This is a genomic window from Acinetobacter sp. Lyrl_1, from assembly GCF_051948795.1.
GTDB classification, from domain to species: Bacteria; Pseudomonadota; Gammaproteobacteria; order Pseudomonadales; family Moraxellaceae; genus Acinetobacter; species Acinetobacter towneri.
In genome coordinates this window covers 1-15,617 of record NZ_JAYJLK010000017.1, presented here as the reverse complement: position 1 = coordinate 15,617, position 15,617 = coordinate 1, and the positions used below count along the sequence as shown (strand labels likewise).

Sequence of the window (15,617 nt, the reverse complement as noted above, 5' to 3'; positions counted from 1 at the left end):
CGATTATAAAATCAACATTGAGCAGTTTGTGGTGTGATCTCTCGCCGTAATATTGATAACAAAAATATTTTAAAAATAGAATTTGTCTTAAATTTACGCCATAAAAAAACAGCCAAATGTTGGCTGTTTTTTTGAACCTTAACTTCTTAAATGAAGTGAAATAGAAGAAGAACTTTTTTAGTCATGATCAGGGTGTAGTGGTTTCACATCCATATCCTGATATGCAATCAGTTTGGTTTTGTGTTTCCATTTATAGCCTAACCAAATGACCAAGAACAAAATAATACCAATATAAGTCGATAAAACAGCGAGCCATTCACCTTCAAGCACTGCTTGGTAGTTTTGCCCTAACACGACAATTGCACACAAAATAAAGGCAAACCATGGCGCAAAAGGAAAAAATTTAGCGCGGTAATCTAAATCTTCAAGTTTGTAGCCTTGTGCCAAATAGCCTTTACGGAAGCGATAATGCGATACAGCAATTCCGAGCCAAACGATAAAACCACACATGCCTGACATATTCAGAAGCCAGTTAAATACTTGTTTTTCGCCAATAAATGTTGTTAAAAAACATAGTGCAGCGATTGCTGTTGTGGCATACAGTGCATTCATTGGGACGCCACGAGCATCCAAGCGGGCAAAAGCTTTTGGAGCACTGCCTTTACGTGCCATATCAAATAGCATACGGGTCGATGAATACATACCCGAGTTACCGGCAGAAAGAATCGCAGTTAAAATTACTGCATTCATGACACTTGCGGCAAAGGCAAAGCCTGCCTGTTCATACAATAAAGTAAACGGAGAGAGTGCAATGTTATCGGTGGCGGCTGCTTGAAGTAAACGTGGGTCATCATAGGCGATTAAGGTACCAATAATGAAAATACACACGATATAAAACAATAAAATACGCCAGAAGATTTGTTTGATTGCAATAGGAATGGTTTTCTTAGGATTTTTAGATTCACCCGCTGCAACGCCAACCATTTCAGTACCTTGAAATGAGAATCCTGCAATCATCGCCACACCAATTAAGGCAGATAGTCCACCTACAAATGGCGCTTCGCCTTTGCTCCAATTGGCAAATGTAGCAACATCAGGGTTGAGCATGATTTTGACAATCATAAAAATACCGATAATGATGAATGCCACAATCGCAAGTACTTTGACCAAAGAAAAGAAGAACTCAGACTCACCAAAACCTTTGACGGTTAATGCGTTAATTGCGAAAACCACCGCTAAAAATAATGCACTCCAGTAAAAGCCAGGAATATCAGGAAACCAAAATTTCATGATGAATTGCACCGCAACCAATTCAAATGCCACGGTAATAGCCCAGTTGTACCAATAGTTCCAACCTAGTGCAAAACCGAAACCACCTTCGACATATTTACTGCCATAGGTAAAGAACGCGCCTGAAGTTGGATTATGCGTTGCAAGTTCGCCTAGACTGGTCATCAAAAAATAAATCATGACGCCAATTAGGGCATACGCAAGCAAGGCGCCACCAGGACCTGCATTGGCAATGGTCGCACCTGAAGCAAGGAATAAACCTGTACCAATTGAGCCGCCAATGGCGATCATGTTTAAATGACGCGCACCGAGCTTACGCTGCAGTTTTCTACTGTTGTGTGAGTCGCTCATCCTACTTCCTTTGTATTTTTCTGCGTGCTGGCAAACAGCACTTTAAAGCCTTGTTGATCTGCCTTGATTGTGCATTGACCGAAACTTTGTTCAATTAAGAGTGGATAATTCAAAAAGCGATTGGCCACAATCCAAAGTTCACCACCCGATTTCAGATGACGACGTGAGGTTTTACACAGATTTTCACTGGCATCGTAATGTGTTTGAATGCCTTGGTGGAACGGGGGATTACTCACGATGGCATGCAAAAATAGCGGTGCATCTTCAATGCCTGTCACGGCTTTAATTTCAAGTTGTTGTGGATTGAGCTGATTTTTTTCAAACGTCATTTGCGTTGACGCTAAAGCAAAGGCATCGACATCTAAAGCAAAAATACGATTTTCAGGGTTAAGTTTGGCTAAGTAAGCACTGATCACACCCGCGCCACAGCCAAAATCTGCAATTTTTCCAGCAGTAACCTGATTCAAATAAGGCAATAATACAGCCGTGCCAACATCCAAGTGTTTTTGGCTAAATACACCCGGCAAGGCACTAATTTGTAAATCACCTTTAGGTGTAGCAACTGTATAGTTTTTCGCCCAATCTGCTAAGGTTTTAGTTTGAACCTTGCAGTCTAAAATCAGCTGCCATAGTTGGCAGTGGCGGGCGCTATCTAGTTTGAGTGTTTTGCCATAAGGTTGTAATTGCTTTGCAGCCCGTTCAATTCCTGCTTTCTTTTCACCGACTAAAAATACGCTGCTGCCTTGTGGGAGTTGTGCGGCAATGGTGTGAATCAGGTAATTGAGCAGTTCCTTGGATTTCGGCACAAAAATAACAGCCTGATCAAATTCACCTGCAGGCAATTCTGCACCAAAATGCACTTGCGCCTGTCGATTTTGAAAGTATTGATAGTCGTTAAAATTCCATGTCCAAACAGAAGCTTGGATTGAGTCACCCAATTCTGCGAGGAGTTGATCGGTCGGGGCATTGATCAGTAGAACGCGACCAGACAAATAGTCATATTGTCTGAGTAAAACTTCGCTTTGGGGGTTCATGGTTCTCTCTCCAATAGAAAAACACTGCCCAAGTTCAGCTCAGACAGTGTTTTTTGGACATGCAATTACTTTTTAGTTTCAGGAAGCACAATATTTAAAATGAGTGCTGCAATACCGCCTGTTGCAACGCCTGAACTGAAAATATTACGGAATAATTCAGGTAAGTGTTCCAGAATTTGTGGCACTTGTGCAACACCTAAACCTAAGCCCAATGAAATTGCAATAATCAGTAAGGCACGACGATCTAAAGCGACACCTGAAAGAATATTGATTCCCGAAGCGGCAACGGCACCAAACATCACCATCACAGCACCACCTAGTACGGCTTGAGGCACAGCCTGAATCACACCTGCAACTGCAGGAAGTAAACCTAAAATGATGAGTAGGGCAGCAATCCAGATACCGACATAACGGCTAGCAACACCTGTAAGTTGAATCACGCCATTATTTTGGGCAAATACCGAACTTGGAAAGGTGTTGAAAATCCCTGCCAAGAATGAGTTAGCGCCATTTACCAATACACCGCCTTTAATGCGTTGCATCCATTGTGGGCCATCGACAGGTTGATTGGAGAGTTTAGAGGTCGCGGTAATATCACCAATGGCTTCTAATGACGTCACCAAATAAATAAATGCCAATGGAATGAATAAGCTCCAAGAGAAATCCAGTCCAAAATGCATCGGAGTCGGCACTTGTACCAGAGGGGCATCTTTCAGACCTGAAAAGTCGAGATGACCCATCATGCCTGCCATTGCATAACCAATCACCAAGGCAATTAAAATGGCAGAGCTTTTAATCCACGTGATATTGATGCGGTTCAAAATAATAATAATTGCCAAGACGGTACACGACATAATCAGGTTGTCGGTATTGGCAAAGGTATTATTGCTCATGGCTTGGTAGCCACCGCCCATACTGATTAAACCTTCTTTAATTAAGGTCAAACCAATGAGAAGTACCACAATACCAGTGACCAATGGGGTAATCAGCTTTTTGACCCACGGTAAAATTTGCGATACGCCCATTTCAATAAACGAACCTGCAATGACCACGCCAAAAATTGCCGCCATGACCGATTCAACAGGTGTGCCTGCGGCGACCATAGCAGAGCCAATACCAATGATTGGGCCAATAAAGTTAAAACTGGTGCCTTGCACAATGAGCAAACCTGCACCAAAAGGGCCGACTTTTTTACATTGTAAAAAGGTTGCAATGCCTGAAATGACCAAAGACATTGACAAGATCATGTTGGTATCTTGTTTGGAAACACCTAAAGCCAAGCAAATTAAGAGACCTGGTGTGACAATTGGAACAATAATTGCCAGTAAATGCTGAAAAGCTGCTAAAAAAGCGATGAATGGTTTTGGACGGTCATTCAGACCATAGACCAAATCGAGCTGGTCTTTTGGGTGGGGAGAGTGGTTTAAATCAGACATGAGTCATAAAAAATTGCAAAAGTGGCGCTATTCTAATCGAGTTACACAGCTTTACAAAACCCAAAGCACGCCACTCATCAAAAAAAATTGTGTGTGTCAATAAAGTGTCACTATAAAACTTTAGTATTTTTCTGTATAATTTGCCCTCAAATTTATAGCGTATTGAATTTAAATGTCTGATATTAAAACTCTCCGCAACATCGCAATTATTGCGCACGTTGACCACGGAAAAACAACTCTTGTGGATAAACTTTTACAACAATCGGGCGCACTCGGTGAACGAGCGGGCGAGATTGAGCGTGTCATGGATTCAGGCGCTATTGAAAGTGAACGTGGTATTACCATTCTTGCAAAAAACACTGCAATCAAATGGTTAGACAAACGTACTGATACTGAATACCGCATTAACATTGTGGACACCCCGGGACACGCCGACTTCGGTGGCGAAGTTGAACGTGTAATGTCGATGGTGGATTGCGTACTTCTTTTGGTTGACTCACAAGAAGGTCCAATGCCACAAACACGTTTCGTAACGCAAAAAGCGTTCTCACGCGGTTTGAAGCCAATCGTGATCATCAACAAAGTAGACAAGCCAAACGCGCGTCCAGACTGGGTTATTGATCAAGTATTTGACTTGTTTGATAACTTGGGTGCAACCGATGACCAATTAGACTTCCCAATCGTATATGCATCAGGCTTACGTGGTGTTGCTGGTCCTGCGCCAGACGAATTAGCGGAAGATATGACACCGTTGTTCCAAACAATTGTAGATATCGTTGAGCCACCAGCAGTTGATGTTGATGGTCCATTCCAAATGCAAGTCTCTTCACTTGACTATAACAGCTTCGTAGGTGTGATTGGTGTGGGTCGTATTCAACGTGGTTCTGTGAAATTGAATACACCTGTAACCGTGATTGACCAAGAAGGCAAAACACGTAACGGTCGTATCTTAAAAATCATGGGTTACCACGGTTTAGAGCGTATCGACATCGAATCTGCATCTGCAGGTGACATCGTTTGTGTAACAGGCATGGACGAATTACATATTTCTGACACGATTTGTGATCCGAAAAATGTAGAAGCTTTACCGCCGCTTTCTGTAGACGAACCAACCGTATCGATGACATTCCAAGTCAACAACTCACCTTTTGCGGGTAAAGAAGGTAAGTTCGTGACTTCACGTAACATTCGTGAACGTCTAGACCGCGAATTAATTCACAACGTTGCACTTCGTGTAGAAGATACTGACAGTCCAGACCGTTTCAAAGTATCTGGTCGTGGTGAGCTTCACCTTTCTGTATTGATTGAAAACATGCGCCGTGAAGGCTTCGAAATGGGTGTATCTCGTCCGCAAGTCATCTTGAAAGAGATTGATGGCGAAATGCAAGAACCATACGAAAACGTGACTTTTGACGTAGAAGAACAGCACCAAGGCGCTGTGATGGAACAAATGGGTAACCGTAAAGGTGAGATGACCAATATGGAAGTAGACGGTAAAGGTCGTATCCGTATTGAAGCCACTGTGCCTTCACGTGGTTTAATTGGTTTCCGTTCTGAATTCATGACCATGACTTCTGGTACGGGTATCATGACGTCAAGCTTCTCACACTATGGCCCAATGAAAGCAGGTCAAGTTGCGAAACGTCAAAACGGTGTGTTGATTTCTATGGTTCAAGGTACTTGCCTTGGCTATGCATTGTTCACATTGCAGGACCGTGGTCGTCTATTTGCTAAACCTCAGTTAGAAGTTTACGAAGGTATGATCGTAGGGATTAACTCTCGTTCAGACGACATGACAGTTAACCCAACTAAAGCGAAACAGTTAACTAACGTACGTGCTTCTGGTACTGATGATGCGTTGACATTGGTACCTGCAATTGAATTCACGCTTGAACAAGCGCTTGAATTTATTGAAGATGACGAATTAGTTGAAGTAACACCAAAGTCAATCCGTATCCGTAAACGCTGGTTGACTGAAAACGAACGTAAACGTAACCGTTCTGGTAAATAAGTTTTAAAAATGATGTTGTCCTCATGCGGGGCAGCAAAATTTAAAAATGCCATCAATTTATTGATGGCATTTTTTTGTTTAAATTAGCAAACCAATATATAAAAGCAGATGATTTCCAAGTAAATTACGTGGAAATGAAGCTATAAAGTTAATGTATACTTCGTCACATAAATTAAAGTCAAAAAAAACTGGAGATTTAAATGAGTATTATTCAAGAGTTCCGCGAATTTGCGGTAAAAGGCAATATGATCGACTTGGCTGTCGGTGTGATTATTGGTGGGGCATTTGGTAAAATTGTTGACTCATTAGTGAAAGATATCATCATGCCATTGATTACTGTGATCACTGGCGGTGGTGTGGATTTCACACAAAAGTTCTTTGTTTTGGGCGATAACCCAAACAATTTACAGTCTTTAGATGAGTTAACCAAAGCAGGTGTAAATGTCCTGACCTATGGTAACTTCCTTACGATTTTAATTAACTTCATCATTTTGGCATGGGTGGTGTTCTTAATGGTGAAAATGATTAATCGTATGCGCCGTAAACAAGAAGAAGCAGCGCCAGAACCAGCAGCAACGCCAGAAGATATCGCGTTGCTACGTGAAATTCGTGATGAATTGAAAAAACGTCAATAATTTTTAATACGCAATCAAAACAAACGGCGCTTTATGCGCCGTTTGTTTGCACCCTATTCTCTAGGATGGAGAGGCGCTGAAGGCATAAAAATTACATCCGAAACTTTACTTCTACCAAATGAAAACCAAACTGACTTTTTACAGGGCCATGCAATACCCGTTCTGCTGCAGTAAACACTAACTTATCAATCACGGGTACCAATTGTCCTTTTTTGACCTCACCCAATTCCCCACCTTTTTTGCCTGAAGGGCAGGTCGAAAATTGTTTGGCAATTTTGGCAAAATCAGCGCCTGATTGAATACGCTTTTTCAGTTGCTCACAGGTTTCTTTATTTTTCACTAAGATATGACGCACAATAGCGGTTCTCATACTTTCTTACCTCGTTTGCTTGTTGCAGCTTTGGTCGCAGTGAGTACTTTTTTCAAAGGCTGACATTCAGGACAAAATACCGAGGCACGCTGTCCCAGTTTTAAATTTTCTAGGGTGGTTTCACAGTTCACGCACATTTCACCTGCACGTCCATACGCCAACAAGGTTTGTTGGAAATAGCCATTTTCGCCCATCGCATTGCTGTAATCACGTAAGGTCGAACCGCCTAAATCAATCGCTTGTTTTAAAATGCGTTTGATTTCGAGCACTAGTTTTTCAATCTGTTTCAAACTGAGTGATGATGCAGGTTGTGCAGGGTGAATACCTAAATTAAACAGACTTTCCGTGGCATAAATATTGCCCACACCCACCACGACATGGTTATCCATAATTGCAACTTTGATGCCAACATTTTTGTTTTTGAGCTTCTGTGCAAGATAGTCGGGGTTAAAGGCATCACTCAACGGCTCAGGGCCAAGTGGATCTATCAGTTTGCGTTGAGAGCTTTCATTTAGCCATAAAATACAGCCAAAGCGACGTGGGTCGTGGTAGCGCAATTGTATATCTTCAAACTGAATAATCAAATGGTCGTGTTTGCGTAAATCTTCCTGCGCATCGCAAAGACGAAAACTGCCCGACATGCCTAAATGCCACAACATGCTGTCCTGTTCAAATTGCGCCAGAATGTATTTGGATCTGCGGGTCAATTGCAGTAATTTTTGTCCTGTGAGTTTATGTAGGTTTTCTGGAATGGGCCAGCGTAAATTGGCTTGACGTACTTCTACATTCAGGACTTTTTGATCAAGTAGCGGCAATAGACTAGTTTTGGTAGTTTCAACTTCTGGTAATTCTGGCATGGTACAAATTCAATCCGCTTTTAGAAATTAAGCAGGCAAGGACATACAGTAATGCGCTTAATATTGGGCATTATCCATAGAATACAAGCCATAGTGTGCTGTCGCAAAATTATTCTGTGTAAAACAAAAGCAGGCTTTGCAAAAACCATACAACACGTTATAAATAAATCATTTTTAAACATCTATTATAGAAAAACCATCTAAAACAGATGGCAGATTCTGAGTGATTACTTCTTTTTTATTTAATGATTCGCTTTTGGTGAATCGCACTGTATGAGGGCTTGCAGCGTGACATTACTTTTTCAGCCGATTCAATTTGGATCACTGCAACTTGCCAACAAAATTATTATCGCTCCGATGTGTCAATATTCTGCCAATGAACAAGGTGAGTTGAGCTATTGGCATGAGCAGCAATGGGCAAATTATGCCTTGTCGGGTGCAGGGATGTGCATTGTAGAAGCCACCGCAGTACAGGCTGAAGGGCGTATCAGCTATGCAGATTTAGGCTTATGGAATGACATGCAGCGTGTGCAGCTTAAAGCCTTATTGCATAAAGTTAAAAGTTTATCGCCTATGCCATTTGCTGTGCAGTTGGCACATGCGGGACGTAAAGCTTCAACCGATAAACCGTGGCAGGGCAAAGGACAGTTTGCACCGAATGAAGAACATGGCTGGCAGACGGTATCGGCCAGTGAGTTACCATTTCAACCGCACGAACATCCTCCGCATGCTTTAACGCAAGATGAAATTCAACAGGTGATTGCAGACTTTGCCAGTGCCGCAGTACGAGCGGTGGATGCAGGTTTTGATTTAATCGAAATTCATGCTGCACATGGTTATTTGCTGCATCAATTTATGTCACCACTGTCTAATCACCGCCAAGATGAATATGGCGGCAGTTTGGAAAATCGGATTCGCCTTACATTGGAAGTATTTCAAGCGATTCAAAATGCTGTTCCACAAGGCTATCCAATTGGGGTGCGAATTTCTGCAACAGACTGGATGGATGATGCAGAGGGTTGGAATGTGGAATCTTCAGTAGGTTTGGCAAAAGCACTGGAGCATTTAGGTGCGGCTTATATTCACGTGTCGAGCGGTGGTTTGCATGTCGATCAAAAAATTGATTTACATGCGGGTTATCAAACACCATTTGCACATGCCATTAAGCAAGCTGTAAAAATTCCTGTAATTGCGGTGGGTTTGATTACCGAAGCGATGCAGGCAGAAGGTATTTTGCAATATGAACAGGCCGATGCGATTGCGATCGCACGTGCGATTTTATATGACCCTCGTTGGCCATGGCATGCTGCGGCAGAATTGGGTGAAAAAATTGAGATTGCCCCGCAATATTTGCGCTGTCAGCCGCATGGGTTTCGTACTTTATTTGCGCCGTTTAAATCCACAGATACGGAAGTGGAATCCTAATATTTTATCTGCTTAAAATAAGTGAAACTTAAACTATTTTGCCGTGCTTTATAGGGAGATTCGGTGTAAGGTAAATCAGTAAAAACCATGTCGATCATGGGCAACACTGAAAAAGGATGTCAGGGTGTTACTGAGTATTTTATTTCCCATTTGTACCGTAGTACTGTTGGGATATTTTGCCGTCAGAAGCCAATTTATTGAGACCAGTGCGATTCAGTTTCTAGGTCAATTTGTCATGAAAGTGGCGTTGCCTGCATTTCTATTGCAGGCATTGGCCAGTAAAAGTTTGTCAGAAATCTGGCATCCCGCTTATTTTTTAGGTTACGGTGGCGGTTCTATTCTGCTGTTTATCTTTGCCTTTTTACTGTATCGGCATTATTTTAATTCAAACTTAACCCATGCCAGTGTCTTGGCAATGGGTGCATCAATGTCAAATACAGGGTTTATTGGCACTGCTATTTTGACTTTGTTGATTGGCAGTCAATCGGCAATTTATTTGTCTTTAACTTTAATTGTCGAAAATTTAATTATTGTGGCATTGATGCTGATTTTGGCAGAACGAGGGCTACAATCTTCAGCGAAATCAGGTTGGCAGGTGTATGCCGAAACTGTGCAGCGCTTACTGAAAAATCCAGTAATTTTATCTATTTTATTGGGTATGCTGTGCGTATTGTTGAATTTCAAACTGCCGCAAGCTATTGCACAAGTGCTGGAAATGTTGGGCAAAACTGCTTCACCTTTGGCTTTATTTGTGATTGGTGGAAGTTTGGTCGGCATGCAAATCAAGTCGGTGAATTTGCAAAGTATTGTTTTGGTTGCATTCAAAGTATTGCTGATGCCACTCACGATTTTTGGAATTTTATGGGCATTAGATGTGAACCGAGAAATGCTATTTGTCGGGACTTTGCTTGCGGCTTTACCAATGCCAATTGCCTTTGGTATTTTCGGGCAGCACTATGGTTTACATGAAAAAGCCTTAGCCCCCTTGGTGTTGAGTACAGTTTTTGGTTTTGTAATGGTGGCGATTTTATTGACACAATCGGGTAAGTATTTATAGCAACGGTATCGAAGTGCTCAAATCATAAAAAAAGTCTGTACCATGCTGATACAGACTTTTTTTAAAATTTCTCTGATTAATAGCCTTTATAAAGAAACTATCTTAACTTTTCTTAGCGGTTGCCTTGTTGGAAGCTTTGGCTTGATCTGCCATCATTTTTTCAACCACAGCCAATGATTCTTTGGCTTGCGCTACATTTTCCTGTGCCAGTGAGGCAAAAATCTTTTTCGCTTCAGGCAAGTTTTGCGGCACGATATTGCCATTCACAAACATATTGCCCACTGCCATGAGTGCAGGAATATAACCCTTTTGCGCCAAGTTTTGAATGCTTTGCAGCCCTTGCTTAATTGGTGCTTCATCTTTGTTTTTAAAGCCTGTGCTAATTTCGTACAAGGCTTTTGCATGTATGGCTTGATAATGATCTTTGGCAATTAAAGATTGTAATAGTTTTAAACCTTTTTGGTCAGATGCTGCCGTATTTTCCGAGAAATATAAAACGGCTAAATCGACTGTGGCATCATTAAAACCCTGATTGGATGCCGTCTGTAAATATTGTTTGGCTTTAGCAGCATCCTGTTTTAAACCCAGTGCGCCAGTAAGATAGTTTTTGCCTAAAACATAACTCGCAACTGGGTAGCCTTTTTGGGCAGATTGCTCATACAACTGAATGGCTTTCTTTTCATTTTTTGCTGTGCCTTGTCCAGTTTGTGTCAAATAGCCTAAGTTATACATGGCTTGCGCATTGCCTGTTTTGGCAAGCTTTTCTAATTCCTGATAGGCATCTTTAACCTTGTTGGCTTGAATTAATTGTTCAATTTTGGCAAAAGCAGGATCGGTTGGAATGTTGCTATTTGCCATACTGATGCTGCTAGATAGGGCGATTGCACCCGCAATGAGTAGTTTTTTCATCATTTGAGTTGTACCTTGTTCTCTTTTACACATCATTCCGTTGATGTGCGTTTTGTTTTTACAGTGGTGCATTCATCATAAGTTGAAAAGTGTGAATGTAAATATAAAAAATGTGTACGAATGCTTTTTCATTGTCATTTGAAGGGAATCTTGCGACTCCCTTAACCTGAGCGGGTGGAATCTATTTTATTGCGGACGTGCAACATCGCCATTCAAATGTTCAGGCAAAGCCAATACTTGTACAGCTAACTCTTCCAAAGCACTTGGTTTGGCAACCACCAACGCTTTAAAACCTTCTGCAGTCGCTATGCTATTCACCACTTCCACATCATTATTCAGTTTGGCGGCAGGTGCAGGGGCTTCGCCTGAACCCTGAATTAAATGCAACCAGTGTTTTGGTTTGGCTTTAAACCATAAACGTGCCACGACTTCCTGACCCAAATAACAGCCTTTGTCATAATGCACGCCATCTCGTTGATGCAAACGCAATTCCTGCGGCTGAAACACTTCTGCTGTTGAGGCTTGAATCCATGCTTGACCTGTTTCAATCGCTTGTAGTTGCCATGCGTTTAAATCAGTCACTTCAGCAGAAAATTCAGTTTGATTGCCCTGAATGGTTGGGTAAACCGTACCGATGGTTTCAAGCTGCATTTTTGAAAATGCACCAAACTTTTTAATGTGTTTGGCTAAATCTTCGGCTTGGTCGGCTGTGCTAACGATTTCAAAACATTCAGAAGAGATTTTTTTAAGCCAGAAGCCAAACTGAACGCGTCCTTTTAAACTGCAAATTGCGGTATAACAGGTTGTATTTTCAGCTAATGTTTCGACATTGACTGTTACCTGACCTTGCAGGAATTTTTGTGCATCGACACCGTTTAAACTTAAAGCACTGAAAGCTAAATCGCGCATGAATAACCTTTCACATTGAAATCTAAGACTAAAGAATGAGGTCAATTTTGCGCTATTTTTCAAAAAAAAGCATTTTTAGGGCAAGAATTTTACTCAAAATGTAATTAAATGTTTCAAAAACCCCTGTTTTTATATTTAAGTGTATGAAATATATAGGATTTGGGAAATGGGTTTTTGGCGGCGTACAATGCTTTCGACGGGTGGAAACAATCATCCCATAAGATGTTGAGAACAATAGAGTAAGGGCGAATACCAGATGAATAACAACTACCGCAAACCACTGCAAGGCACTCAGCTCGATTTTTATGACGTGCGACAAGCCGTTGAAGATATCCAGCCAGGCGCTTATGCCAAACTTCCTTATACCTCAAAAGTACTTGCAGAACAGTTAGTGCGCCGTTGTGATCCTGCAATTTTAGAACAATCTTTAAAACAATTGATTGAGCGTAAACAAGAGCATGATTTTCCGTGGTATCCAGCGCGTGTGGTATGTCACGACATCTTGGGGCAAACTGCGCTCGTTGACTTAGCAGGTTTACGTGATGCAATTGCCGATCAAGGTGGCGATCCTTCTAAAGTGAATCCTGTCGTACCTACCCAGTTAATTGTCGATCACTCTTTAGCTGTGGAATATGGCGGTTTTGACCCAGATGCTTTCCGTAAAAACCGTGAAGTGGAAGATCGTCGTAATGAAGACCGTTTCCACTTTATTGAATGGACGAAAACTGCATTTGAAAATGTTGATGTGATTCCTGCAGGCAACGGCATCATGCACCAGATTAATCTGGAAAAAATGTCACCAGTCATTCAAAACCGTGAAGGCATTGCATTCCCAGATACTTGTGTGGGTACAGACTCACACACACCACATACCGATGCTTTGGGTGTCATTTCTGTAGGTGTAGGCGGTCTTGAAGCTGAAAACGTGATGTTGGGTCGTGCTTCTTGGATGCGTCTGCCAGATATTATTGGTGTTGAGTTGGTCGGTCAGCGTCAGGCTGGTATTACGGCAACGGACATCGTATTGGCTTTAACCGAGTTTTTGCGTAAAGAACGTGTGGTCGGTGCATATTTAGAATTCTTTGGTGAAGGTGCAGATAGCATGTCGGTGGGGGATCGTGCCACGATTTCCAACATGACACCTGAATATGGTGCAACTGCCGCTATGTTCTACATCGATCAAAACACCATCGACTATTTAACCTTAACAGGTCGTGAAGCAGATCAGGTCAAACTGGTTGAAACTTATGCTAAAGAAATTGGTCTTTGGGCATCTGAAATGACACAGGCAGAGTATCCACGTGTATTACGTTTTGACCTTTCAACAGTAACTCGTAACATTGCAGGCCCATCGAATCCGCATGCGCGTGTTTCAACTGCAGACTTAAAAGAAAAAGGCATTGCAGGTGTGGTTGAAAACCGTACTGATGGTTTAATGCCAGATGGTGCCATCATCATTGCTGCGATTACCTCTTGTACTAATACCTCAAACCCGCGTAATACTGTAGCAGCAGGTTTGTTGGCACGTAAAGCCAATGAGTTAGGTTTAGTGCGTAAGCCTTGGGTGAAATCATCATTTGCACCAGGTTCTAAAGCGGCTGCATTGTATTTGGAAGAAGCAGGCGTACTGAAAGACTTAGAAAAACTTGGTTTTGGTATTGTCGCTTATGCATGTACTACTTGTAACGGTATGTCTGGTGCATTAGACCCAGCGATTCAACAAGAAATTATTGACCGTGACTTGTATGCGACTGCTGTGCTGTCGGGTAACCGTAACTTTGATGGTCGTATCCATCCGTATGCGAAACAAGCATTTTTGGCATCGCCACCGTTGGTTGTGGCTTATGCGATTGCAGGAACGATTCGTTTTGACATCGAAAAAGATGCTTTGGGCACAGATCAAAATGGTAACCCGATTTATCTGAAAGATATTTGGCCATCTGATGCTGAAATTGATGCTTTGGTGAAAGAATCGGTTAAACCTGAACAATTCCGCCAAGTGTACATTCCAATGTTCGATTTGGGAGAGTCGGAAAAATCTGAAAGTCCACTCTACGACTGGCGTCCACAAAGTACTTATATCCGCCGTCCACCATATTGGGAAGGTGCATTGGCTGCGCCACGTACTTTAGCCAATATGCGTCCGTTGGCAATTTTGGGCGATAACATCACCACAGACCATTTATCTCCATCGAATGCGATTATTTTAGACTCGGCAGCAGGGGAATATTTGGCAAAAATGGGCTTGCCAGAAGAAGATTTCAACTCTTATGCAACGCATCGCGGTGATCATTTGACTGCACAGCGTGCAACTTTGGCGAATCCGAAATTGTTTAATGAAATGGTGGTACGTTCAGACGGCACAATTAAGCAAGGTTCTAAAGCGCGTGTTGAGCCAGAAGGCGAAGTAATGCGTATGTGGGAAGCGATTGAAACTTATATGAACCGTAAGCAGCCGTTAATTATTATTGCGGGTGCAGATTATGGTCAGGGTTCAAGCCGTGACTGGGCTGCAAAAGGCGTGCGTCTTGCGGGTGTGGAAGCGATTGTGGCTGAAGGTTTTGAGCGTATTCACCGTACCAACTTGGTGGGTATGGGCGTATTGCCACTTGAGTTTAAAGCGGGTGTTAACCGTAAAACTTTAGGTTTGGATGGTACGGAACTTTATAGCGTGATTGGTAATATTGCGCCACGTTCGACTTTGACTTTGGTGATTGAGCGTTCAACGGATGATGGTAAAAACCAAACAATTGAAGTGCCAGTAACTTGTCGTTTAGATACCGAAGAAGAAGTATCTGTGTATGAGGCGGGCGGTGTATTGCAACGCTTTGCGCAGGATTTCTTGGAAGGGAATGTGGCTTGATGATGTTTTAAGAATCTTCTTTAATTTTTCTTCTTTAAAGAAATGTTAGAGAATGATTATTGTTGAGAAAAGACCTCATTGTTAAGTGAGGTCTTTTTTTTTTGGAAGATGAATATATTGTGAATTAAACAGCAAACTCCTTGTAAACCTAACTTAATTTTCTAAAAAGTATCTTTCATTCAAAAAATCAGCAGTTATCAAAAACAATAAAATTTAAAAGTAGAAGTTTATTTGGTTGAAAAACACCCAATAAATATCTATCATAAGATATGTATCAAAAACGATGGAGTAGCCCAATGACTACCGCAAAAGTTTTTATGACAGGACGAAGTCAAGCCATTCGATTGCCTAAAGAATTTCGCTTTGAAGGCAAAGAAGTTGAAATCTTTCGTCGTGGTGATGAAGTGATTCTTCGTGAAAAACCAGTCACGGTAGATCGGTTATTTAAAGCGTTATCCCAAATGCCAAAT

At 41.8% G+C, this 15,617-nt stretch carries 13 protein-coding genes; 6 read left to right on the top strand and 7 right to left on the bottom strand.

The window, feature by feature from the left end; genetic code table 11:
- Nucleotides 1-177: 177 nt before the first annotated feature.
- From VF675_RS07275 to VF675_RS07265, 3 genes are all read right to left on the bottom strand, one after another.
- The gene (locus tag VF675_RS07275; protein WP_440205003.1) at nucleotides 178-1,641 is read right to left on the bottom strand and encodes an amino acid permease; all 1,464 of its coding nucleotides are present in this window, start codon (nucleotides 1,639-1,641) and stop codon (nucleotides 178-180) included.
- On the bottom strand, nucleotides 1,638-2,675 hold the full coding sequence (locus VF675_RS07270; RefSeq protein WP_440205002.1) for a methyltransferase: 1,038 nt from the start codon (nucleotides 2,673-2,675) through the stop codon (nucleotides 1,638-1,640). Before VF675_RS07270 ends, VF675_RS07275 begins: the two co-directional genes overlap by 4 nt.
- Before the next feature lie 65 nt (nucleotides 2,676-2,740).
- Nucleotides 2,741-4,111, bottom strand: a complete 1,371-nt coding sequence (locus tag VF675_RS07265; RefSeq protein WP_004972426.1) for a uracil-xanthine permease family protein — start codon at nucleotides 4,109-4,111, stop codon at nucleotides 2,741-2,743.
- Nucleotides 4,112-4,283: 172 nt separating this feature from the next.
- Between VF675_RS07265 and typA the strand changes: the two genes are divergently transcribed.
- Both typA and mscL read left to right on the top strand, forming a co-directional pair.
- The gene (typA, locus tag VF675_RS07260) at nucleotides 4,284-6,122 is read left to right on the top strand and encodes a translational GTPase TypA (RefSeq protein WP_180043559.1); all 1,839 of its coding nucleotides are present in this window, start codon (nucleotides 4,284-4,286) and stop codon (nucleotides 6,120-6,122) included.
- Between the two features lie 200 nt (nucleotides 6,123-6,322).
- A complete protein-coding gene (gene mscL, locus VF675_RS07255) occupies nucleotides 6,323-6,757 on the top strand; it encodes a large conductance mechanosensitive channel protein MscL (protein ID WP_004972423.1) in 435 nt (144 codons plus the stop codon).
- 91 nt (nucleotides 6,758-6,848) lie between these two features.
- Here the strand turns inward: mscL and VF675_RS07250 are convergent, their stop codons facing one another.
- Together VF675_RS07250 and mutM are read right to left on the bottom strand one after the other, a co-directional pair.
- Complete coding sequence (locus tag VF675_RS07250) at nucleotides 6,849-7,127, bottom strand: peptidylprolyl isomerase (RefSeq protein WP_286381276.1); 279 nt, start codon at nucleotides 7,125-7,127, stop codon at nucleotides 6,849-6,851.
- On the bottom strand, nucleotides 7,124-7,984 hold the full coding sequence (gene mutM, locus VF675_RS07245) for a bifunctional DNA-formamidopyrimidine glycosylase/DNA-(apurinic or apyrimidinic site) lyase (RefSeq protein ID WP_104853092.1): 861 nt from the start codon (nucleotides 7,982-7,984) through the stop codon (nucleotides 7,124-7,126). Before mutM ends, VF675_RS07250 begins: the two co-directional genes overlap by 4 nt.
- Before the next feature lie 288 nt (nucleotides 7,985-8,272).
- Between mutM and VF675_RS07240 the strand changes: the two genes are divergently transcribed.
- Both VF675_RS07240 and VF675_RS07235 read left to right on the top strand, forming a co-directional pair.
- Entirely contained in the window at nucleotides 8,273-9,409 is a 1,137-nt protein-coding gene (locus VF675_RS07240; protein WP_440205001.1) for an NADH:flavin oxidoreductase/NADH oxidase, read from the top strand.
- A gap of 124 nt (nucleotides 9,410-9,533) precedes the next feature.
- Nucleotides 9,534-10,466 (top strand): AEC family transporter, encoded by a 933-nt coding sequence (locus VF675_RS07235; protein WP_096901559.1) that lies wholly within the window; start codon nucleotides 9,534-9,536, stop codon nucleotides 10,464-10,466.
- A 102-nt stretch (nucleotides 10,467-10,568) separates the two neighbouring features.
- Here the strand turns inward: VF675_RS07235 and VF675_RS07230 are convergent, their stop codons facing one another.
- Together VF675_RS07230 and ygfZ are read right to left on the bottom strand one after the other, a co-directional pair.
- Complete coding sequence (locus VF675_RS07230) at nucleotides 10,569-11,375, bottom strand: tetratricopeptide repeat protein (RefSeq protein WP_440205013.1); 807 nt, start codon at nucleotides 11,373-11,375, stop codon at nucleotides 10,569-10,571.
- Between the two features lie 186 nt (nucleotides 11,376-11,561).
- Nucleotides 11,562-12,284, bottom strand: a complete 723-nt coding sequence (gene ygfZ / locus VF675_RS07225; RefSeq protein WP_104853095.1) for a CAF17-like 4Fe-4S cluster assembly/insertion protein YgfZ — start codon at nucleotides 12,282-12,284, stop codon at nucleotides 11,562-11,564.
- Between the two features lie 256 nt (nucleotides 12,285-12,540).
- Between ygfZ and acnD the strand changes: the two genes are divergently transcribed.
- On the top strand, nucleotides 12,541-15,147 hold the full coding sequence (gene acnD / locus VF675_RS07220; RefSeq protein ID WP_096901558.1) for a Fe/S-dependent 2-methylisocitrate dehydratase AcnD: 2,607 nt from the start codon (nucleotides 12,541-12,543) through the stop codon (nucleotides 15,145-15,147).
- A 296-nt stretch (nucleotides 15,148-15,443) separates the two neighbouring features.
- Nucleotides 15,444-15,617 (top strand): antitoxin (locus VF675_RS07215; RefSeq protein WP_440205012.1); only part of this gene is annotated, 174 nt, incomplete at its 3' end.

Bases quoted from the DNA above. Each gene is read 5' to 3' on its own strand.
- VF675_RS07275 (WP_440205003.1), bottom strand. From the start codon at position 1,641: ATGAGCGACTCACACAACAGTAGAAAACTGCAGCGTAAGCTCGGTGCG.
- VF675_RS07270 (WP_440205002.1), bottom strand. From the start codon at position 2,675: ATGAACCCCCAAAGCGAAGTTTTACTCAGACAATATGACTATTTGTCT.
- VF675_RS07265 (WP_004972426.1), bottom strand. From the start codon at position 4,111: ATGTCTGATTTAAACCACTCTCCCCACCCAAAAGACCAGCTCGATTTG.
- typA (WP_180043559.1), top strand. From the start codon at position 4,284: ATGTCTGATATTAAAACTCTCCGCAACATCGCAATTATTGCGCACGTT.
- mscL (WP_004972423.1), top strand. From the start codon at position 6,323: ATGAGTATTATTCAAGAGTTCCGCGAATTTGCGGTAAAAGGCAATATG.
- VF675_RS07250 (WP_286381276.1), bottom strand. From the start codon at position 7,127: ATGAGAACCGCTATTGTGCGTCATATCTTAGTGAAAAATAAAGAAACC.
- mutM (WP_104853092.1), bottom strand. From the start codon at position 7,984: ATGCCAGAATTACCAGAAGTTGAAACTACCAAAACTAGTCTATTGCCG.
- VF675_RS07230 (WP_440205013.1), bottom strand. From the start codon at position 11,375: ATGAAAAAACTACTCATTGCGGGTGCAATCGCCCTATCTAGCAGCATC.
- ygfZ (WP_104853095.1), bottom strand. From the start codon at position 12,284: ATGCGCGATTTAGCTTTCAGTGCTTTAAGTTTAAACGGTGTCGATGCA.
- acnD (WP_096901558.1), top strand. From the start codon at position 12,541: ATGAATAACAACTACCGCAAACCACTGCAAGGCACTCAGCTCGATTTT.